At 63.7% G+C, this 20,820-nt stretch carries 19 protein-coding genes and 1 pseudogene; 12 read left to right on the top strand and 8 right to left on the bottom strand.

From position 1 onward, the window contains the following. The first annotated feature begins 60 nt into the window (after positions 1-60). The 5 genes and pseudogenes from KI611_RS12775 to fliD all read left to right on the top strand — a co-directional run bounded on the left by KI611_RS12775 (position 61) and on the right by fliD (position 4,638). Positions 61-501, top strand: a complete 441-nt coding sequence (locus KI611_RS12775; RefSeq protein WP_226415985.1) for a tautomerase family protein — start codon at positions 61-63, stop codon at positions 499-501. Further along, the gene (locus KI611_RS12770; RefSeq protein WP_226415971.1) at positions 498-1,121 is read left to right on the top strand and encodes a cysteine hydrolase family protein; all 624 of its coding nucleotides are present in this window, start codon (positions 498-500) and stop codon (positions 1,119-1,121) included. Before KI611_RS12775 ends, KI611_RS12770 begins: the two co-directional genes overlap by 4 nt. A gap of 223 nt (positions 1,122-1,344) precedes the next feature. After that, a pseudogene (locus KI611_RS12765) lies at positions 1,345-1,728 on the top strand (DUF3597 domain-containing protein). A 71-nt stretch (positions 1,729-1,799) separates the two neighbouring features. Further along, positions 1,800-3,119 (top strand): leucine-rich repeat-containing protein kinase family protein, encoded by a 1,320-nt coding sequence (locus KI611_RS12760; RefSeq protein WP_226415969.1) that lies wholly within the window; start codon positions 1,800-1,802, stop codon positions 3,117-3,119. Positions 3,120-3,243: 124 nt separating this feature from the next. Beyond that, the gene (gene fliD, locus KI611_RS12755; protein ID WP_226415967.1) at positions 3,244-4,638 is read left to right on the top strand and encodes a flagellar filament capping protein FliD; all 1,395 of its coding nucleotides are present in this window, start codon (positions 3,244-3,246) and stop codon (positions 4,636-4,638) included. 5 nt (positions 4,639-4,643) lie between these two features. Here the strand turns inward: fliD and KI611_RS12750 are convergent, their stop codons facing one another. Continuing rightward, positions 4,644-6,554 (bottom strand): B12-binding domain-containing radical SAM protein, encoded by a 1,911-nt coding sequence (locus KI611_RS12750; RefSeq protein ID WP_226415965.1) that lies wholly within the window; start codon positions 6,552-6,554, stop codon positions 4,644-4,646. Between the two features lie 255 nt (positions 6,555-6,809). On the opposite strand from KI611_RS12750, the gene KI611_RS12745 reads away from it, so the two are divergent. Beyond that, positions 6,810-7,640, top strand: a complete 831-nt coding sequence (locus tag KI611_RS12745) for a phosphate/phosphite/phosphonate ABC transporter substrate-binding protein (protein ID WP_226415962.1) — start codon at positions 6,810-6,812, stop codon at positions 7,638-7,640. Positions 7,641-7,716: 76 nt separating this feature from the next. On the opposite strand, the gene KI611_RS12740 is transcribed toward KI611_RS12745, so the two are convergent. Beyond that, complete coding sequence (locus KI611_RS12740) at positions 7,717-8,655, bottom strand: patatin-like phospholipase family protein (RefSeq protein ID WP_226415960.1); 939 nt, start codon at positions 8,653-8,655, stop codon at positions 7,717-7,719. Between the two features lie 256 nt (positions 8,656-8,911). Between KI611_RS12740 and scpB the strand changes: the two genes are divergently transcribed. After that, positions 8,912-9,691 (top strand): methylmalonyl-CoA decarboxylase, encoded by a 780-nt coding sequence (gene scpB, locus KI611_RS12735; RefSeq protein ID WP_226415958.1) that lies wholly within the window; start codon positions 8,912-8,914, stop codon positions 9,689-9,691. Positions 9,692-9,711: 20 nt separating this feature from the next. Here scpB and KI611_RS12730 read toward each other — a convergent pair whose 3' ends face one another. The 4 genes from KI611_RS12730 to KI611_RS12715 all read right to left on the bottom strand — a co-directional run bounded on the left by KI611_RS12730 (position 9,712) and on the right by KI611_RS12715 (position 13,542). Next, the gene (locus KI611_RS12730) at positions 9,712-9,972 is read right to left on the bottom strand and encodes a hypothetical protein (RefSeq protein WP_226415956.1); all 261 of its coding nucleotides are present in this window, start codon (positions 9,970-9,972) and stop codon (positions 9,712-9,714) included. A 55-nt stretch (positions 9,973-10,027) separates the two neighbouring features. Beyond that, positions 10,028-11,977 carry a DNA topoisomerase IV subunit B gene (parE, locus tag KI611_RS12725; protein ID WP_226415954.1) on the bottom strand — a complete coding sequence of 650 codons (1,950 nt, stop codon included), beginning with the start codon at positions 11,975-11,977 and terminating at the stop codon, positions 10,028-10,030. A 105-nt stretch (positions 11,978-12,082) separates the two neighbouring features. Then, positions 12,083-13,138, bottom strand: coding sequence for a PHB depolymerase family esterase (locus KI611_RS12720; RefSeq protein WP_226415952.1), 1,056 nt, complete (start codon positions 13,136-13,138; stop codon positions 12,083-12,085). Next, positions 13,135-13,542 (bottom strand): hypothetical protein, encoded by a 408-nt coding sequence (locus KI611_RS12715; RefSeq protein WP_226415950.1) that lies wholly within the window; start codon positions 13,540-13,542, stop codon positions 13,135-13,137. The genes KI611_RS12720 and KI611_RS12715 overlap by 4 nt, the downstream gene beginning before the upstream one ends. A 150-nt stretch (positions 13,543-13,692) precedes the next feature. Between KI611_RS12715 and KI611_RS12710 the strand changes: the two genes are divergently transcribed. From KI611_RS12710 to KI611_RS12695, 4 genes are all read left to right on the top strand, one after another. Beyond that, on the top strand, positions 13,693-14,616 hold the full coding sequence (locus KI611_RS12710) for a DUF808 domain-containing protein (protein WP_226415948.1): 924 nt from the start codon (positions 13,693-13,695) through the stop codon (positions 14,614-14,616). Continuing rightward, a complete protein-coding gene (locus KI611_RS12705) occupies positions 14,613-15,662 on the top strand; it encodes a serine endopeptidase (protein WP_226415946.1) in 1,050 nt (349 codons plus the stop codon). The genes KI611_RS12710 and KI611_RS12705 overlap by 4 nt, the downstream gene beginning before the upstream one ends. Before the next feature lie 137 nt (positions 15,663-15,799). Further along, a complete protein-coding gene (locus KI611_RS12700) occupies positions 15,800-17,980 on the top strand; it encodes a TonB-dependent receptor (RefSeq protein ID WP_226415944.1) in 2,181 nt (726 codons plus the stop codon). 10 nt (positions 17,981-17,990) lie between these two features. After that, the gene (locus tag KI611_RS12695) at positions 17,991-19,460 is read left to right on the top strand and encodes a PepSY domain-containing protein (protein WP_226415942.1); all 1,470 of its coding nucleotides are present in this window, start codon (positions 17,991-17,993) and stop codon (positions 19,458-19,460) included. Between the two features lie 3 nt (positions 19,461-19,463). Here KI611_RS12695 and KI611_RS12690 read toward each other — a convergent pair whose 3' ends face one another. Both KI611_RS12690 and KI611_RS12685 read right to left on the bottom strand, forming a co-directional pair. Continuing rightward, positions 19,464-19,877 carry a secondary thiamine-phosphate synthase enzyme YjbQ gene (locus KI611_RS12690; protein ID WP_226415940.1) on the bottom strand — a complete coding sequence of 138 codons (414 nt, stop codon included), beginning with the start codon at positions 19,875-19,877 and terminating at the stop codon, positions 19,464-19,466. After that, the gene (locus tag KI611_RS12685; protein WP_226415938.1) at positions 19,874-20,245 is read right to left on the bottom strand and encodes a YajD family HNH nuclease; all 372 of its coding nucleotides are present in this window, start codon (positions 20,243-20,245) and stop codon (positions 19,874-19,876) included. Before KI611_RS12685 ends, KI611_RS12690 begins: the two co-directional genes overlap by 4 nt. A gap of 148 nt (positions 20,246-20,393) precedes the next feature. Here KI611_RS12685 and KI611_RS12680 point away from each other — a divergent pair, with 148 nt between their 5' ends. Further along, on the top strand, positions 20,394-20,819 hold the full coding sequence (locus KI611_RS12680) for an acyl-CoA thioesterase (RefSeq protein WP_226415936.1): 426 nt from the start codon (positions 20,394-20,396) through the stop codon (positions 20,817-20,819). Position 20,820 lies beyond the last annotated feature (1 nt).

Here is a 20,820-nt window from a genome sequence, read left to right as displayed (position 1 = left end):
GGATTGTAGCCAAAAAGCTTGCCTGCAATGATGACGGCGTGCATTCAACAGGAGAAACCCATGCCCTTGATCCAGATCGTCCTCAGTGGCCCGGCCGCCGCGCCGGCCACCATCCAGGCCCTGCAACAGGAAACCACCGAACTGATGCAGCGCATCCTGCGCAAGGAAGCGGCGCTGACCGTGGTCAGCGTGACGCAGGTCCCGGCCGGCAGCCATGCCGTCGGCGGCGCCGCGCTCGCCGCATCGGCCAGCCTGCAGGCGCTGATTACCGCCGGCAGCAACAGCGAGGCGGAAAAGGCGGATTTCATTTTTGCCGCGCAAGCGATGTTGACCGCCGGGCGCGCCGCCTGCCCGTGGGCTGCGGCCTTCGCCGCATCGCCGGCACCGCTCTATGTCGCCTTGCACGAACTGCCGGCGACGAGCTGGGGTTACGACGGCCGGACGCAGGCGGCACGCAAGGTCGAGCGCGAAGCAGCCCGGCCAGCCGGCGGTGCGGCATGAGCGCCCGGACCTTGCGCCAGATCGTCGGCCTCGTGCCCAGCTTGACGGCCGGCGCCACGCTGCCGGCCGCGAAAACCGCCCTCGTGCTCATCGACTACCAGCACGAATACCGCAGCGGCCCGCTCGCCTTGCCCGACGAGGCAAGCGTCACGCCCATCGCCTGCCGCCTGCGCGCCTGGGCCGAGGCATCGGGCATTGCGGTGATCCACGTCCTGCACCGCGCCCCGGCCGGAGCCCTGTTGTTCGGTGCAGGCTCGCCCGGCGCCGAGCCGCTCGCCGGGCTGGTGCCGGCGGCCGGCGAGACGGTGATCTACAAGCAGCTGCCCTCGGCCTTCACCGGCACCGAACTGGCTGAGGTCTTGCAGGCAAAGGGCAGCGAAAACCTGCTCGTCGCCGGCTACATGACCCACAACTGCGTCGATTCGACGGCGCGCGAGGCTTTCCATCGTGGCTACAAGGTCGCCGTCGTCGCCGATGCCAGCGCAACGCGCGACCTGCCGGGGCCGGGCGGCGCGACGATCGCGGCGGCGCAGCTACACGCCGGCGTGCTCGCCGGCCTGGGCGACCGCATCGCCGAGATCGTCGATCTGGCAACCCTGCAGGCGCTGCGGGTGGTTTAGGGCGCGGCGAGACGGGCTTCAAGGCGGTCGGCGAAGGCGAACTCCGTCGGTTTTTGTCCTCTGTCGGAAAGCGACACCTGGAAAACCAATGGCCGGCGATGAGAAATCCTGCAGGATAAAATTGGTGACGCCCGCTTTCGAGGGGGCTACCATGGACAAGCGTTCAGCATGGTTTTGGACAGCGCTGGGTTTTCAATAAATCTCTGAAATAAAAGGAACTTATATGGGAATTTTTAGCAATATCCTGGCCAAACTCGGCTTTGGCGACAAGAAGGAAGAGCCCGTCGCAGCGGCCCCTGGCGCGGTAGAAAGCCCGGCGGTACCGGCTGCGGCCCCGGTGGCGATCAGCAGCGTGGACGTCGTGGCCAAGCTGGAGGCATTGGCGAGCGCCCATGGCGAAAAACTCAACTGGAAGGTGTAGATCGTCGATCTGTTGAAACTGCTCGGTCTGGACAGCAGCCTTGCCGCGCGCAAGGAGCTGGCATCCGAACTGGCTTGCCCGGCCGAGAAGATGGGCGATTCGGCGCAGATGAATATGTGGCTGCACAAGACCGTGCTGCAGAAATTGGCTGAGAACGGCGGTAATATCCCGGCCGAACTGCTTTAACGCCACGCCAGTCGGTTTTTTTATAAGGAAGGCCCGCCCAGTGCGGGCCTTCTTACTTGATGTGAACGCCCTTGAATACTCTTGAACAACTGCGCACCGGCGAACTGACCGGGAGCCGGCGGGTTAAATTGGCCTGCGGCCTGAGCGAATTCCCGCGCGAGATCTTTGCGCTTGCCGAGACGCTGGAAATCCTCGATCTGTCGGGCAATGCGCTGTCGTCGTTGCCGGATGATCTGCCGCGCCTGCACCGGTTGCGCATCCTGTTCTGTTCCGACAACCAGTTCACCGAACTGCCCGCAGTGCTTGGCCTGTGCCCCCGGCTGACCATGATCGGTTTCAAGGCCAACCGGATTCGCACGGTGCCGGCCGCCGCGCTGCCCTCCGGCCTGCGCTGGCTGATACTGACTGACAATCAAATCGCCGAACTGCCGGCCGCAATCGGGCGCTGCCGGCAGTTGCAGAAGCTGATGCTGGCCGGCAACCGGTTGACCGCTCTGCCGCCCGAGATGGCCGCCTGCAGCCGCCTGGAATTGCTGCGCATCGCGGCCAACCGGCTGACGGCATTGCCGGCCTGGCTGCTTTCGCTGCCGCGCCTGTGCTGGCTGGCCTATGCCGGCAATCCATTTTGCGCCGACGCCGAACAGCGTTCGCTGGCGCGCGCGCCGATTGTGCCGATTGCGTGGGACGACCTGCAACTCGGGCAGCAACTGGGCGAGGGCGCTTCCGGGGTGATTCATCAAGCGGACTGGTTAGGCGAAGAAAGTCCACAGGCGGTCGCGGTAAAAATTTTCAAAGGTGAACTGACCAGCGATGGCTTGCCGCTCAAGGAAATGACCGCCTGCCTTGGCGCCGGCCGGCATGCCAATCTGATTCCGGTACTCGGCAAGGTCGATCGCCATCCAGCGGCGGCGCATGGGCTGGTGATGGCACTGATCGACGCCAGCTTCGCCAATCTGGCCGGGCCGCCCAGCCTCGAATCCTGCACGCGCGACGTCTATCCGGCCGATCGGCGCTTTGCCTTCGCCACCGCTCTTCGTCTCGCCCACGGTATCGCCTCGGCCGCCGAGCATCTGCACGCCAGGGGCATCATGCATGGCGACCTGTACGCCCACAATATTCTGCATGGCGCTGACGGAACCGCGCTGCTCGGCGATTTTGGCGCCGCTTCGTTCTTCGCGCCGGATGATCGCCCGGTCGCCGAGGCCTTGCAGCGCATCGAAGTACGCGCCTTTGCTTGCCTGCTCGAGGAGTTGCTGGCGCGCTGCGATCCGTCGCTGGCTGGGCATCAAGCGCTGGCCGAACTGCAGGCTGCCTGCGCCGAGGAAACGATCGCCGCCCGTCCGCTGTTTGCCGAGATCGTCGCGACGTTGGCGGCCCTGCGGCGCCGCTGAAATAGCCGTGGCGATTGGCGTCCGGGCCGGCCGGCCCCGGTGCGGCGATGTGCTATAAAGAATATAGGAATCGCTGACCACCAGCATTCGCGAGGCGGTTCGAAGTCATGTCCAGGAGGACAAAATGAACGTCTCCTCGATTTATGGGTACAACCCCACGCTGAGTTTGATCAACGCCCTCTATCCGACATCGTCGGTCAGTTCGTTGTTCGGGGTTTCCGGCACCTCCGGGGTGAGCAGCCTGCTTTCCATGGGCGGCGTGCAGACCAGCATTTCCAGCGTGGGGAATTTGCTGAACGGCGTCGAAACGCTAGAGTCGGCGGCGCAATCCTTGGCTGGCTTGGGCAAATTCGATGCCCGGACGGTGACTTCGGCGAACGCCAAGATCGCCACCGCTTCGGTCGGTGCTGGAACGGCGAGTGGCACCTACGCCGTCGAGGTCAGACAGTTGGCCCAGGCGCAGACCTTGAGCAGCGCGCCGCAGACGAGTTCCCTGACGCCTATCGGCAGCGGGGCGGCAAGCTTGACCTTCCAGTTCGCCAGCGGCGAGACCCGTCAGGTCGCGCTCGGCAGCGCCAGTAACACGCTGGCCGGGATTGCTTCGGCGATCAATTCCGCCGATATCGGGCTGCGGGCGCAAGTCGTCTCATCGTCGGCCGGCTACCAGTTGAGTGTCACCGGCCAGTCCGGGGCGGCCAATGCCTTCACCGTCGGCGTTAGCGGCAACGCCGGCATGGCCGACCTGCTGACCTATCCGGCGCAGGGCAGTAGCGGGGTGACGCTGACCAGCCAGGCACAAAATGCTGAGGGATTGCTCAACGGGACGGCCTTCACCGCCAGTACCAATACGGTCGGAACGGCCACCCCGGGCCTGACGCTGAATCTCGTGGCGACCGGGAAAACCGCGCTGAGCGTGGCTCCCGATAGCGCCATGACGAAGACCGTGAGTTCCTTTGTCGACGCATATAACGCGGTCCAGACGACGCTGACCGGGCTTGGCTCGGAAAACACCAGCCTGGGCCTGAGCGTCTCCTATCTGCGGTCCCAGTTGTCGAACGCGCTCGGGGACAGCACGAGCCTCGCCCGGATCGGCATCACCGGCAATGCCAACGGCACGCTGTCCCTCAATGCCCCGGCCTTCAACGCCGCCGTGAGTGCCTCGCCGGCCAGCGTGGCGGGCGTGCTCAGCAGCTCCAGCACGGGGTTGGCCGGGCGCGTCGCCGCGCTGACCGACGGGGCGTTGTCGGCGTCGCGTCTGCTCCAGGTTGCCGTGCCAAGCTTCAATTCATCGAGCTTGCTCGGTACGAGCGGGCAAAGCTGGGAATACTCCTACCTCGGTCAGCTTGGCGTTCTCGACACCGCCAACACGTCGTCGGGTCTGTCCTCGCTTTTCCTCAATGAAATGCTCGGTTCAAGCGCCTCGAGCACAGCGAATGGCTCGGCGAGCAACCAGTTTCTTCAATCGCTGCTCGCCCAACAGGCCTACAACGCCAATCTGCTGAGCGCGACCGTCGGCTGAACCGCCTAAGCGGAGGTCCGGAGTGCCTTGGCGATGAAGTTTCGGGGGACGCGGGTTTTCTGCACCCGGGTCGAAAACCAGCTGCGCACGTCCTCGTCCAGCCCGATGCCGTACATGTAGTTGTAGAGCGCCTTGTTTAGCGCGACGCCCAGGCTGCGGTGGTCGACGCCGGTCGGGTCGATGAATTCGACGTCGTTGGTAGCGAAACTGATCGGCGGCAGCGGTTTGAGCTTGATGCCGTACTCGGCCGGGTTCTGGCCGACCGGCGAATGCACGGTGCAGGCGAAGCGGTGGAAGAAGCCGGACTGGATGCAGCCTTCGGCGAACAACTGGCGGACGTATTCCAGCGCGTCGACGGTGTCCTGCACCGTCTGAGTCGGGAAGCCGTACATCAGGTAGGCGTGGACGAGAATACCGGCATTGGAGAAAGCCTTGGTGACACGGGCCACCTGGTCGACCGAGACGCCTTTTTTCATCAGCGTCAGCAGCCGGTCGGAGGCAACTTCGAGACCGCCGGAGACGGCGATGCAGCCGCTGTCGGCGAGCTGGTTGCAGAGGTCAGGGGTGAATGACTTCTCGAAGCGGATATTGCCCCACCAGGAAATCGCCCGGTTGCGCTTTTCCAGTTCGTCGGCCAGCGCCTTGAGCGCCTTGGGCGGGGCGGCTTCGTCGACGAAGTGAAAGCCGGTCTGGCCGGTTTCGCCGATGATCTCTTCGATGCGGTCGACCAGCAGCGCGGCCGGGGCGCCGTCGTAGCGGCCGATATAGTCGAGACTGACGTCGCAGAAGCTGCATTTCTTCCAGTAGCAGCCGTGCGCCACGGTCAGCTTGTTCCAGCGCCCGTCTGACCACAGCCGGTGCATCGGGTTGAGCATGTCGAGCAGCGACAGGTAGCGGTCGAGCGGCAGGCCGTCCCAGGTCGGCGTGCCGACTTCGGCGAACGGGATGTCCGGCTCGCTGCTGTTGAAGTAACGGACCTGGCCATCGACACGGGCGAAAGTGCGCACCAGGTTGAGGCGTGGCCGCCGGCCGTCGAGGTGTTCGAGCAGGGCGAGCAGCGGCCGTTCGCCGTCGTCGAGCGTGACGTAGTCGAAATAGTCGAAAACCCGCGCTTCCTTCAGTTCGCGCAACTCGGTATTGACGTAGCCGCCACCCAGCACGATGACGATGGCCGGAGCATGCGCCTTGATCGCCCGGGCCATGCGGAAGGCGGCATAGACCGAGCCGGGGAAGGGGACCGAAATCAGCACCAGGCCCGGATTGCTCCGGTCGACGGCGGCCAGGGTCAGTTTTTCCAGGGTTTGATCGACCAGCGTCGGCGCCGCAGCCAGGGCGCGGGCCAGCGGCTCGAAAGTCGGCTGGCTCTGGGCCAGCGACTCGGCATAGCGGACGAATTCGAAACGCTCATCGACCGCCTCGCGCAGCACGTCGGCCAGGTCGTTCAGGTACAGCGTCGCCAGATGGCGCGCCCGGTCCTGCACGCCCAGCGCGCCAAAGGCCCAGGCCAGCGGGTCGCCGCTGCCGTCGTCAAGGAACGCGTCGAGCGAAGCGAAGCGCGGGCCTTCCGGCAGGAAGTTGCGGCCGCAGATGCGATGGCCGATCGATGGGTCGCGGCCCTGCAGGAAGGCGACAGCCGGCGTGATGGTCGCCAGATAGCGGTCGAACTGGTCGGCAAAGCAATGCAGCGTGGCCGAACGTTTTTTCGCCGGCACCGTTTTCACCTTATCGAGAATGGCGCGCAGGCCGGCCGGCGAGAACAGCTCGAGCACCAGCTTGAGGGCAATGTCCTCCTGCTCGGCGGCGATTCCGCGCGAACGCAGAAAGCCGGTCAGATAGGCCGACGACGGGTAGGGAACATTGAGCTGCGTCATCGGCGGGATGAGACACAGGGTGCGCATGGTGCTGGGGAGCGTCATCGGAAAGGGCTGGGCTGTTTGGGCGGCGAATGCCGGCCCGGGCCGGTATTAGACCGGGCTAAATGATCATCGGCAAGTTGGCATGCGGGCACCGGCTGATGAATTTATCAAATATACAGGTTGGCAACAAAATATTTGCTCGAAATGTCAAAAGTGAAATCGTTAAAATGCAGTTTTCGTTTATTCTTCCCGGGTAAATCAGAGATTAATAATCTGGTTATCGACTAAAAGTCACTTCCCCTGGAGAACGTTCCGATGCGACTTGTTTTACCCCTCAGCCTGGCAGCCTTCGTCCTGCTCGTTCCCGCCGCGCACGCGCAGAGCGGAGCGAAAAAACCACAACTGGTCTTCGCGGTCAGCGAAGGCACATCCGGCGGCATCGACGCCGAAACGGCGCGTGCCAAATATCAGCCGCTGGCCGATGTGCTCGGCCGGGCGATCAATGCCGAGATCAAGGTGGCTTTCGTCCGCGAATTTTCGGCTCTGGAAAAGGGCATGAAAGACGACCAGTACGATCTGGTCATCGCCCGTCCCTCCGATTATCCGGCGCGCGGCCTCCGCGACTATCGCTACAACTTCGTCGCCACGGCGAAACCGGACGGTCAGTGCATACTGATCGTGCACAAGGATTCGCCGATCAAGAAAGTGGCCGACCTGAAGGGCAAGACCTTCATCTTCCCCGAGAAGAAGGCTTACATGACCCGTTTCTGCCGCGCCGAACTGCGTGACCAGGGCATCCTGATCGACAACGAGGCAGTCAGCTACGTGCGCGAACAGGGAGCGATTCCGTTCTCCATCGAGAACCGGATTTCCGACGTCGGCGGCATTGCCTCTTACTCCGGTGCCTACGCGCAGTGGATCAAGGGCGAGCATCGGGTCCTGCATCAGTCGAAGGCGCAGCCCTACATGCCGCTGGTCGCCTCGCCGCGCGTCACTGCCGAACAGGTCGGCAAAATGCAGCAGGCGTTGAACGAACTGGCCGGCTCGGCTGCCGGTGGCCAGATCCTCAAGCGGGTCGGCATCACCGGTTTCGTGACCACCGAGGAAGGCCGCCTGCGTAAACTCCTGGAGTGGCTGGGCGTCTGACGACAGGCCGGCCAAGCAAAAAGCCATCCCGCGAGATGGCTTTTTTGTTGCTGGCTGGGCGTCCGCGCTCCCGGGACTACCTGCCCAGTCTCTGGCGAATCTGCGGCAGGGCCGCCTGGGCGGCGCGTTCGCCTTCGAGAATGGCATCGTGGCGGGCGGTAAAGTCCCAGGATTTGACGTAGGGCAGGTTCGGGCGAATGACGATGTCGGCCTGGCGCAGTTCGGCTTTGCCCATGATGCCGCCCATGATGGTCGTCGTCTGCCACAACACGCTGCTCAGACTATCGATCGGCTGACCTTCCGGACGGGCCGAAATATCCACGGCAATGACGAAATCGGCGCCCATTTCGCGCGCCGCGAGGACCGGAACGGGGCTGCTCAGGCCGCCATCGACATAGGTTTTGCCGCGGAAGCGGGTCGGCTGAAAAACGCCGGGAACCGCCGCCGAAGCACGAACTGCCATGCCGGTATCGCCGGTCCGGAAAACCACCCGCTCGCCGCTATTGAGATCGGTGGCGACTGCCGCGAAAGGCTTGTTCAGGCCTTCCAGCGGCCGATTGCGCAGGTGTTGATTGACGAAGCCCTGCAGCGCTTCGCCTTTGAGAAAGCCCTGGCCGCTCAGGGTCCAGTCGGCAAAAATGGTTTCGTCGAGCTGCTGGGCGATCTTCTGCATCGCGTAGGCATCGTGGCCGCCGGCATAGAGCGCGCCGACCACGGCGCCGGCACTGGTGCCGACGACAATGTCGGGGACGATGCCCTGCGACTCGAGCATCTTGATCACGCCGATATGGGCAAAGCCGCGTGCCGCACCGCCGCCGAGAACCAGGGCGACTTTCGGCTTGGCGGGCGGTGGCACCGGCTTGTCGGATGACAGGCTGGCGCAGCCGGCCAGCAGCAAAAGGCTGGCCGTCAGCAGGCAGCGACGTAGGGTGGATGGCCGGGCGGCGCCGGCGAGTTGGCTGAAACTGCTGCTATTGCGCGTCGGACGGGGCGTCCTGGCGGGTTGTTCGTTCATTGTCTTTTCCGGGATCGATGCCATTTCCCGGTTCACGTTCAGACGGTGGCGGAAGCTGGGCATCGGGAAGCGAATGATAGGGGAAAAAGCGGGGCTTGCCCCAGCGCTTGCCCGAGGAAATGGCGCGAAATTACCCCGGGAATCCGGCTGGCATCGTGCGAATGTCATCGAAGCAACAAGTTTGAGGCACACTAGCGCGATATTTTTCGGCCAGCCCGTCAGCATCACGGGCTTTTCTTCTGATTCGGATCTTTTCATGGCATTCATTCAAACCAGCATTGCCGAGCACATCGGCACCATTACCTTGGCTTACCAGAGCAAGCGCAACGCCCTGTCGGAAGCTCTGATTACCGAGGTTTCCGAGGCGCTGCGCGAGTTTCAGGCGCAATCGGTACGCGCCGCCATCCTGCGGGCCGAGCCGGGGGCCAAGGTCTGGTCGGCCGGGCACAGCGTCGACGAGCTGCCGAAAGGCGGGCACGACCCCTTGGGCTGGCAGGACCCGTTGCGCATGCTGATTCGCGACATCGAGGCTTTTCCCGCGCCGGTCATCGCGCTGGTCGAGGGCGGCGTCTGGGGCGGCGCCTGCGAGCTGGTGTTCGCCTGCGACATGATCATCGCCACGCCGGACTCGACCTTCGCCGCCACGCCGGCCAAGCTGGGCGTCCCCTACAACGCCTCCGGCCTGCTTACCTTCCTCAATGCGACGACCCCGCATATCGCCAAGGAATTGCTGTTTACCGGCCAGCCGATGAGCGCGGCGCGCCTCGAGCGCCAGGGCATCATCAACCATCTGGTCGAGGCCGAGCAGATCGAGGCTTTCTCGCGCGACATGGCTCGCGGCATCGCGCTCAACTCGCCGCTGGCGATCAGCGTGATGAAGGAGCAGCTACGCATCCTGTCGGCCGCCCAGCCGCTCTCGCCGAACGACTTCGAGCGCATCCAGGGCCTGCGCCGGGTGGTTTACAGCAGTCGCGACTACAGCGAGGGCATCCGGGCGTTCACCGAAAAGCGCAAGCCGGTCTATCTCGGCGAGTAACCGGCCCGCCTGGCTGGTTTTCAGTCGGTGACGAAAACCAAGCCGAACGCGCCAAGCGAGGTGACTTTGTCGTTCACCGTGGTGTACGAGCCGACGCCAAAGGAGTGGTAGCGCGAGGCGAAGGAGGTCAGCTGGCCGATGCCGAAAACGCGCTCGAGCTGGCTGCGCTCGGCGATCACTTCCTTGATCTTCGCCCGGTGTTTCTCCGGCGAAGGATTGAGCACGAAGGCCAGGGCAATGACTACGGCCGCAACGATCGGGCCGGTAAAAGATTTCGACATGTGGTGCTCCTCGTTGGCGCCGGGCGGCTTCCCCGGCTGGCGCGGCAGACCGGCCTTAGACGTCGGCCTCGACCAGCCCGCCGTCCTTCTCCATCCACGCCCGGCGGCCGGCAGCTTCGCCTTTGCCCATCAGCAGCGTGAAAGTCGCGGTCATTTCCTTGATCGTTTCGCGGCTGGCCTGGAACGGCACCAGCCGGCGGGTATCCGGGCAGAGCGTGGTTTCCCACAGCTGGTCCGGGTTCATTTCGCCGAGGCCCTTGAAGCGCGAGACGGTGATCTTGTTTTCCGAAACGCCTTCGTCGCGCAGCTTGGTCAGCGTCTGTTCCTTTTCGGCTTCGTCGAGGCAATAGACCTTGCGGGTATGGCCGCGCGCCTCGACATCGACGCGGAACAGCGGCGGCTGGGCGACGTGGATGTGGCCGCGCTCGACCAGGGCCGGGAAGTGCTTGAGGAAGAGCGTGAACAGCAGCACCTGGATGTGACTGCCGTCGACGTCGGCATCGGACATCACGATGATCCGGCCGTAGCGCAGGCCGGACACATCGACCGTCCCGATCTGTTCGATGCCGTGCGGGTCTACGCCGACCGCCACGGAAATGTCATGCACTTCGTTGTTCTTGAACAACTGGTCGCGATCCACTTCCCAGGTGTTCAGCACCTTGCCCCTCAGCGGCAACACCGCCTGGGTTTCCTTGTCGCGGCCTTGTTTAGCCGAGCCGCCGGCCGAATCGCCCTCGACCAGGAAGACTTCGTTGCGGGAAATGTCGTCGGATTCGCAGTCGGTCAGCTTGCCGGGCAGGGTGGCGATGCCGGAGGATTTTTTCTTCTCGACCTTCTGCGTCGATTTCATCCGGTTCTGTGCCGCCTTGACCGCCAGTTCGGCGATCTTCTTGCCGTACTCGGCGTGGCTGTTCAGCCACAGCTCGAACGGGTCGCGCACCATCTGCGAAACCAGCTTGTAGGCGTCGCGGCTGGTCAGCTTTTCCTTGGTCTGGCCCTGGAACTGCGGGTCGAGCACCTTGGCCGACAGCAAATAGGTCATCCGGCCGCAGACGTCTTCCTGCGCCAGCTTGACTTTCGCCGGCAGGATGGCGTGGTGTTCGGCGAAAGTCTTGATCGCCTCGAAGACGCCGGCTTTCAGGCCGGCTTCATGGGTGCCGCCGTCCAGCGTCGGGATCAGGTTGACGTAGGATTCCGGCTTGCCGCCGCCTTCCTCGAACCAGGCCAGGGCCCAGGTGGCGCCTTCGCCGATGGCGAAGCCATTGGCCGTCTCGACGTATTTTTCGCTGACGAAAATCGGCGCCACCGGCTGGCCGACCATCATTTCTGCCAGATAATCGGCCATGCCGTTCTGGTAGCACCAGACCTTCTTTTCCTGGCCTTCGATGTCCAGTTCGACCGTGACATTCGGCATCAGCACGGCCTTCGAGCGCAGCAGATGCTCAAGCTGGCCAAGGTTGATCTTCGGCGAGTCGAAATACTTCGGGTCGGGCGAGATGCGCACCGTGGTCCCGGTATTGCGCTGGCCGCAGTCGCCGATCCGGGCCAGTTCTTCGACGACGAAGCCGGCCCCGAAGGCGATGCGGTAGACCCCACCGCCGCGCTTGATTTCAACTTCCAGCCGGGTCGACAGGGCATTGGTCACCGACACGCCGACGCCGTGCAGGCCGCCGGAAAAACGGTAGGCGTTGCCGGCGTCCTTCTTGTTGAACTTGCCGCCGGCGTGCAGCTTGCAGAAAACCAGCTCGACCGCCGGCTTGCCTTCTTCCGGGTGGATTTCAACCGGGATGCCGCGGCCGTTATCGCTGACTTCGATCACCCCGTCGGCCCGGACGATGACGCCGATTTTCTTGGCGAAGCCGGCCAGCGCCTCGTCGGCCGCATTGTCGATGACTTCCTGAATGATGTGGGTCGGACAGGTTGTCCTGGTGTACATGCCAGGACGTTCCTTGACGGGTTCAAGGTCTTTCAGGACGCGGATGGAGGAGGCTGAGTAGTCGGACATGTGCTTCAAATCTGGACAAAAGGGCAGGGGGCCGCGACACGCGGAGCGGGCCGAATTCTAACCCGAGGCCAGGGTGCGCGGGCGGGCGGTGTGGGGCGGGCCGGTTTAGGGTTTGGCCGGTGCGCCCAGGCCATCGATCATGGCGCGTACGGCGTGCATCTGGAGGCCGTCGCGGGTGTGGTAATCGCTGCCGGAATAACCCCACCAGTCCCAGCAGCCTTTCGGGTTGAGCAGCCACTTAAAGGACCAGAAGGCGAAGCCGTTGCGCGTCGTGGTTTGCGGATAGAGCACGATCAGGCGATTGCTGGCGGCCCAGCCGTTGTAACCGGCGCCTTCGACGAAGCGTCGGCCGATTTCGCCGGCACTCTGGCGGCAGCCGTGGAACGCCACATGGACGCGGCAGCCGCCGCCGCGACAGCTGGTCGGGACGAAGGCGTAACCTTCCTTGGCGAGGCTGGCATCGATCGGCAGGCCCTTGATGAAGGGCGCCTGATCGAAGGCAATGATTTCGCCGGCCGGCGGCGCGGCGGCCGGTTGCAGCGGGCCGAGCAGATGGGTCAGCAACTGGCCGGCGGCATCGAAATCCTGGCAACGGTTGATGAACGGCGGCTTGGAAGTATCGCAGGCATTGGCCTTGGGGTCGGCGACCGAAATCATCGCGTGGCCGGCATCCGGCAGCTTGACGTAGCGGATTGCCGACTCGGGCAGCGTGGTGCGGTAGAAGGCGGCGAGGGAATCCATCACCACCGCGTCCACCGTCTTGTCCTGGCCGCCGGCGAGCAGCCAGACCCGGTCGTCGCGCAGATCCTTGAGCGGATCGATCTTGCCCGACTCGGCCAGTTGCCGGATGGTCTTCAGTGTTTCATCGGCGCTTGGCGGCGCTTCCTTGCCGACCGGTTCCATGCAGTTGCCGAGCGCCCGGTTGACCGAGTCTTTGGCGCAGTAATAGGGACCGCCGGCAAGAATGCCGGCGCCGCGCACCAGGCTCGAATAGGCGACCTGAAACTGCACCGCCATGTAGGCGCCGGAAGAAATCCCGGAAACGGTCACCTCCGAGGTGTTGGCGGCCAGCCCGGGAAGTGGCGGGGCGGCGGCAACGCTGCTGGCCAGAAGCAGCAGCGCAAGGGCGAAGGCGGGCGCCGGATGGGAATGGATAGTCATAGAAGCAGTCCTCCAATCAGCAACAGGGCATACGGGAACGCGACGGTCGGTCTGGCCGCATTGCTCAGATATTCGCCGATCAGGCCGAGACTTCCCGGCCGACCGGCTTGCCATTCGCTATGCAGTTGATAGGCCGCGCCCGGCGCTGGCGGGTCTTGCCGGAGCAGCGCTTCGATGTGCAGCAGGCGGTCGCCGAGGCGCGACTGGCTGGTCCGCAGGATGCCCTCCATCAGCCAGAAGACGAACAGCGTCGGGCCGATCAGGACGACGGTGATGCCTTCGGCCAGGGCCAGCGCGCAGAGCACGGTGGCGGTCAGCTTGATCAACAGGCTGCTTTTTTCGTACTGCTCGTGGTTGTTCTGCAATGTCGTCCATTCGTGGCCGAGCGGGGAAAAGCTGTTCATCAAGGGGCAAACTCCGGAGGGGCGGGCGCGTTGCGCGGGCGGGCGTATTCAAACAGGATAGCAGATGCGTCGCCTGGCCCGGCGGCAAGTCCTGCCGGATCGCCCGCGGACAAATTAGAATGGCGTTTTTATTCGAAATGGAAACCGCCAATGGCCGGAGCCAGCCTGCTCGCCCTGATCGATGATATCGCGACCATCCTCGACGACGTGGCCCTGATGACCAAGGTTGCCGCCAAGAAGACCGCCGGCGTGCTGGGCGACGACCTGGCCCTGAATGCCCAGCAGGTCTCCGGCGTCCGGGCCGAGCGCGAATTGCCGGTGGTCTGGGCGGTCGCCGTCGGTTCGCTGAAGAACAAGCTAATCCTGGTGCCGTCGGCGCTGGCGATCAGCGCCTTCATTCCGTGGGCGGTGACGCCGCTGCTGATGCTCGGTGGCTTCTACCTGTGCTTGGAAGGCGTCGAGAAACTGGCGCACAAATGGCTGCACGGCGCCGCTGAGGATGCTGCGGCGCATGCCGCCGAAGTCGCCGCACTGGCCGATGAAAATGTCGATATGGCGGCCTTCGAGGCCGACAAGATCAAGGGCGCCATCCGCACTGACTTCGTGCTCTCGGCGGAAATCATCGTCATTGCGCTGGGCACCGTGGCCGGCCAACCATTCGCATCGCAGGTGACGGTGCTGGCCGGCATCGGCCTGATCATGACCGTCGGGGTTTATGGCATCGTCGCCGGCATCGTCAAGATGGACGACCTCGGGCTGTATTTGCTGGAAAAGGGCAACGGGCTGGCGCGAACCGTCGGCAAGGGCCTGCTGCTTGCCGCGCCGCAGCTGATGAAGGCGCTGACGGTGATCGGCACGGTGGCGATGTTCATGGTCGGCGGCGGCATCCTGGCGCACGGCATTCCGCCGGTCCATCACGGCATCGAGCAGATCGCCGCAGCGGCTGGCCTGCTGGGTGGCGTCATCGGGCTGGCGCTCGACGTCGCGGTCGGCATGGTTGGCGGCGCTCTGGCGCTGCTGTTGGTCAAGGGCGTTGCCCGGGCCGTCGCGGTCTTCAAAGGGGGTAAGTCATGAGCAAGGCGTTGCGTCTTTCGGAAAAATGGTTCCGCTTCGGTCTGTGGCTTGTCGCCATCGTCTTCGCCAGCTTCCTGATCGGGCTGGGCGGGACGATCGTGCAGAACCTGCCGCAGGTCGAACACCGCTACACGCTGGAAGATTTCATCGACAAGCCGCTTGCCGAGCAGACGCGGGCGGTCATCCGGCAAACGCAGAAAACCCGCCAGGATGCCCAGGAAAACCTCGATCAGAGCCGCCTGAAGCTCAATGCCGCGCGGGCCAATTCGGCGACGGCGCGTGACACCTTCAGCAACTGGTTGGCCACCCGGCATGCCACCAAGCAGGCCGATCAGGACCCGGAACTGATCGCCCGCACTCAGGAACTCGACGGCCTGAAAGCGGCCGAGCGCAAGTCGCTGGCCAGGGTCGAGGCCGAACAGCAAATCCTGCTCGATGCGCAGCAGGCCGAGGCCCACGCCCAGACCCGGCTGCGCGAACTAGAGCGGGCGGCTGGCGAAAAGCTGACGAGCGAACTGCGCAGCCAGGAACTGCGGGTCTTTCTTTACCGCCTGACGCTGACCCTGCCGCTGCTCGGCATCGCCGGCTGGTTGTTCGCGAGGAAGCGGAAGAGCACCTACTGGCCGTTTGTCTGGGGCTTCATCTACTTTGCGCTGTTCGCCTTCTTTGTCGAACTGGTGCCTTATCTGCCGAGTTACGGCGGCTATGTCCGCTACGTCGTCGGCATCGTGATCACCGTGCTGGTCGGCCGGCAGGCCATCGTTTCGCTGAACCGCTACCTGGAAAAGCAGAAGCTGGCCGAGGCCATGCCCGATGTCGAACGACGCAAGGAACTGAGCTACGACACGGCGCTCGCCCGGCTGGCCAAGAAGGTTTGCCCGGGCTGCGAGCGGTCGGTCGATCTGGCCAACACCGCGATCGACTATTGCCCGCATTGCGGCATCTGCCTGTTCGACCATTGCGCCCAGTGCCAGGAGCGCAAGAGTGCCTTCGCCCGCTTCTGCCATGCCTGTGGCGCGCCGGCGCGCGACAAGGGCGAGGCCTGAACGGCCGAGGGCTGGCGGCTGCGGCACTGTGCCGCACGTGACAACATGTCACATTCCAATTCGGTTCCCCGATCAATAGCATGCGCCGCCTGCGCGTCCTGCTTTAGGCGCCAGGCAGCATCTATCGGGGAGCCCACATGTCATCAGCAGTTACCGCCAAATCCTTTCCCTTCACGCCGCTGGCCCTGTCCATTCTTGGCCTGTTTCCGGTCGAGGCCTGGTCTGTCGCGGAAACGCCCAAGGAACTGTCGGAGGTTGTCGTTTCCGCTCAGGCCGACAGCAGTCCGGTCGGTCTGGAGAAAAAAAGCACGACGGCCAGCCGCCTTGGGCTTTCGGTTCGCGAGACGCCGGCCACGGTCACCGTCATCGACCGCGAACTGCTTGAGCAGCGCGGCATCGAGACGACGCAGGAAGCCTTGAAAAGCGTTCCCGGCATCACCACCTCGTCGGCCCCGGGGGCGCCGGGATCGGTGCTCTATCGCGGTTTTTCCGGCGGCAGCATCACCCAGTTGTTCAACGGCATCACGGTGCAGTACGACGTGATTGCGGCCCGCCCGGTCGATAGCTGGATCTACGATCAGGTCGAAGCCATCGGCGGACCGTCCACCTTCATGTTCGGCGCCGGTGCGGTCGGCGGCTCGATCAACTACCTCACCAAACAGGCCAATCGTGATGGTGACCTGACTGAATTCAAGGCCGGCTATGGCAGCTATCAATCCACCCAGCTCGCCGCCGGTGCCAATCGCCGGCTGGGCGACAGCCATTACCTGCGCCTTGACGTCAATCGCAACAGCATGGATGGCTGGAGCGACGACAGCAAACGCGAGGCTTGGCAACTGGCTGGTTCCTGGCTGTGGGATCTGACGCCGACGCTCAGCCATACGCTGGCTGTCGAATACCAGAACGAGCGCGTCGACCGGCCGTACTGGGGAACGCCATTGCTGCGTCCGGTTTCCGGCCGGATCGCCATTGACGACGATACGCGCTTCAAGAATTACAACGCCCATGACGGCCGTTATGAACAGACGGTGCGCTGGGCTCGTTCGATCGTCGAATACAAGGCGGCCGACAGTCTGCGCCTGCGCAATACCTTCTATCACTACGATGCGCTGCGCGACTACCAGAACGTCGAAACCTATGCCTTCAATGCCAGCAATACCGCCGTCACCCGGTCGAATGCCTTGCTGCAACGGCATGATCAGGATCTGAACGGCAATCGCGTCGAGTTCAGCTGGGACAGTTCGCTGGGCAGTTTGCCGAGCGCCTGGGCCGGTGGCTTCGATTACAGCGTGAACAAGCAGACGCGGTTTCCGTTGTCGGTGGCGGGGCCGTTCGGCACCGTCGATCCTTACAGCTTTTCGACCGCCGGTTTCTTCAGTCTGCCCGGGGTGAGTGCAACCTATACGCCGGACCGCAGCAACAAGGTCACGACCTTGGCGCTGTTCCTCGAAAACCGCACCCGTTTTACCGAGCGCCTGGCGCTGCTCAGTGGTCTCCGACGCGACGAAATCGATCTTGAAGTGACCAATCATCGTGCTGTCAGTGCGAGCAACCCGGCCTATTTCAAGCGCACCTACAGTCCGCTGACCGGGCGCCTGGCCCTGACCTACGATCTGACGCCGAATGCCAATGTTTATGTCCAGTACAGCACCGCGGCCGATCCGCCGGCCGGCATCCTGACCACGGCGATCTTTACCCAGGTTCGCGATTTCGATCTGACGACCGGCAAGCAATGGGAACTGGGCAGCAAGTTCAGTTTCGCTGACGGGCGGGGGGCGGGTACCGTGGCCTATTACGAAATCACCCGCAAGAACATCGCGGTCAGCGATCCAAACAATCCCGGAACGACGATCCCGGTTGGTCAGCAGTCGTCGCGCGGCATCGAGCTGACCGGGGCTTACCGCATTGCTTCCGGTTTGCAGGTGGCCGGCAATGTTTCGCTGGTCGCTGCCGAGTATGACGACTTCACCGAGACGGTGAGTGGGGTCGCCGTTTCGCGGGCCGGCAATCGGCCGAGCAATATCCCGAAGCGGGTCGGCAATTTGTGGCTGACCTATGCGCCGATGGCCAACTGGGAAATCGGGGCCGATCTCCGTCACGTCTCGTCGCGCTATGCCGATACCGGCAATACGGTCAGTGACGGGGCCTACAACCTGTTCGGCGCTTTCGTCAGTTATCGCCTGAACCGGACGACCAAAATCACGGCCCGCGGCAAGAACCTGGGCGACGAAATCTATGCCGAGAACCTGTCGGGAACGAACATGGCTTATCTCGGCGCGCCGCGCACTTTCGACATTTCCATCCAGACCGGCTTCTGAGCGTCGTTACATGAGCATTCGGCGCATTCTCTTCCTTGGTCACCGCTGGCTGGGCATCGCCTTGTGCCTGTTCATGGCCTTGTGGTTCGTCTCCGGCATCGTGATGCTTTATGTCGGCTACCCCAAACTGAGCAGCAGCGAGCGCTTGCACAGCCTGTCCGCCCTGGCCGGCGACTCCTGCTGTCGCTCGCCGGCCGAGGCCCAGGCGGCCTTGCCGAAGGATTTCGGCCTGCGTTCATTGCGCTTGACGTCGATTGCCGGCAAGCCGTTTTACATCGCGGGTGCCGGCAAACAGCGCTTTGCTGCGGTCGACGCCGAAGATGGCCGGCTTGTCTCGGCGGTCGATGAGCCGATGGCGCTTGCCGCGGCGCGTGCTTTTGCCCTCGCCGCAACAGTGGTCGGCAGCGAACGGCTGGACGAGGATGCATGGACCCATTCGCGGGCAATGGATGGGCACCGGCCGCTGTTCCGGGTCGAAATGGTCGGCGACGGGCTGAAATACCTCTACGTTTCGGGCACCACCGGCGAGGTGGTGCGCGACGTCAGCCTGACCGAAAGTCGCTGGAACTGGCTGGGCGCCTGGTTGCACTGGCTGTATCCGCTGCGCGGCGGGGGGCTCGATCGGTGGTGGACGGAAATCGTCATCTACACCTCGCTCGCCGCGACCGTGCTGACCTTGAGCGGCATGCTGATCGGCCTGCTGCGCTGGCGGAAAACGCCGTATCGGCACGGCAGTCGCAGCCCCTATCGCAACAAGCTGATGCGCTGGCATCACTGGTTGGGGCTCGGCTTCGGCCTGCTGGCCCTGACCTGGATCGCCAGCGGCCTGTTTTCAATGAATCCGTGGAAAATTTTCACCTCTGGTGCGGCCCGGCCTGTCGAGCAGCAGTGGTCGGCCGGCCTGAACATGCCGGAATCGGCGGTGGGCGACTTGCTCGCGTGTTTCCGGCGGGCTGGCTTTGAACCGGCCGAGATCGAGTGGTGGCTGTTCGGCAAGGAGCTGCTGATTCAGGCCCGCACTGCCGACGGCAGTCGTCTGGCCCGTAGCGACGGTGAATGCCGGCCATTCGCGACGCTAAGCGTCGATGAACTGGAGCGGCAGGGCGCCGCCGCGATGCCGACGGCGCAGCTGATCGAAACGCGCGTCCAGAACGACTACGACTGGCACTACTACGGTCGGGCGCCGCATACCATGGCCGGACACGTGGACAAGCCCTTGCCGGTGGTCGTGCTGCGCTTCGACGATCCGCATGGAACCTGGCTCTATCTCGATCCGCGCAGCGGCCGGACAGTGCTCCGCCTGGACAGTCATCTGCGGGCTAAGCGCTGGCTGTTCTCCCTTTTTCACAGCTGGGACTGGTTGCCCCTGCTCGACCGCCGCCCGCTGTGGGACAGCATGCTGATCATCACCAGCCTGGGTGGCCTGGCGATCAGTTTGAGCGGCGTCGTGCTCGGCTGGCGTCGTCTGCGCCGCGGCTGACTTTCAGCCGAGCAGGGTGACGACGATTTCGCGGCGATGGCCGCGGGTGCGGTGCTCGAACAGATAGATGCCCTGCCAGGTGCCGATCTGCAACCGGCCATCGGCGAAGGGAACGCTTACCGAGGTGCCGGTGAGCAACGAACGGGCATGCGCCGCCATGTCGTCGTCGCCTTCCAGGTCGTGGTGATAATCCGGGTCGCCATCGGGCGCCCAGCGTTGCATCAGGGTTTCCAGGTCGCGCCGGACGCTGCCGTCGGCGTTTTCGGTAATCGCCAGGCCGCAGCTGGTGTGGCGAACGAAAACGTGGGCGACGCCGACGGCCAGCGCCGAACTGCGCACGGTGGCGGCAATGTCGTCGGTTATCTCGACCGCGCCGCGGCCATGCGTGTTGAAGGTGAGATGATGCTGTTCGCTCACTGCTTGTTTTCCTTGAGCAAGTCTTGCAGCGCGGCGAACGGGTTGTGCGTCGCGCCACCGCCGCGGGCCGAACTGGTATCGGTATAGCCGCGATCGGCCTCGATCTGTTTCTGATGCTCGTTGTCGTGGCAATAGATGCAGAGCAGTTCCCAGTTGCTACCGTCGGCCGGGTTGTTGTCGTGGTTGTGGTCACGGTGGTGCACGGTCAGTTCGCGCAGGTTGGTCACGGTGAATTCGCGGGTGCAGCGGCCGCAGATCCACGGATAGATCTTCAGGGCGCGTTCGCGGTAACCTTCGGCCCGGGCATCGGCATTCTTGCGAGCATCGAGAACCAGTTTGTCGAGTCGGTTGTGGTCGATGGCTTTCATCGGGCAGTCTCCTGGTGGCGGTTGGTGGTCGTTCCGGCTTGCGGCGAACGACAAAGCGGGCAGTGTAAGCAATATCGCCGACGGTCAGGCTGGTCGAGGTTCTCCGCAGCACTTAAAATCGGTCATCGCCCCCATTCTGGTAGACCTCATGCCGCGTATCAAGATCGAATTGCCCGAGCGTTTCAGTTTTTCGACTGAAGTCCCCATCTATATCGGCCACATCAACTATGGCCATCATCTCGACAATACGGCGCTGCTTTCGCTTGTTTCCGAGGCACGGGTCCGTTTCTTCAAGTCGCTCGGTTACAGCGAACTGGATGTCGAGGGCGTCGGCATCGTCGTTGCCGATGTGGCGGCGCAATACGGCTCGGAAGCTTTCCATGGCGAGACGCTGGTCATCGAAATGGCCGCCAACGACTTCAACAAGTTTGGCTGCGACCTGGTCTGGCGGCTTTCCGACAAGGCCACCGGCCGCGAAGTGGCGCGTGGCAAGCATGGCATCGTCTTCTTCGACTACTCGGCCCGCAAGCCGACATCGGTGCCGCCGGCCTTTGTCGCCAAGGTGAGCGCCTAAA

This window comes from Dechloromonas denitrificans, assembly GCF_020510685.1.
In the GTDB taxonomy this organism is placed as follows: Bacteria; Pseudomonadota; Gammaproteobacteria; order Burkholderiales; family Rhodocyclaceae; genus Azonexus; species Azonexus denitrificans_A.
Note: the sequence above shows the minus strand (reverse complement) of the source record. Positions and strands in the feature narration are given on the sequence as shown.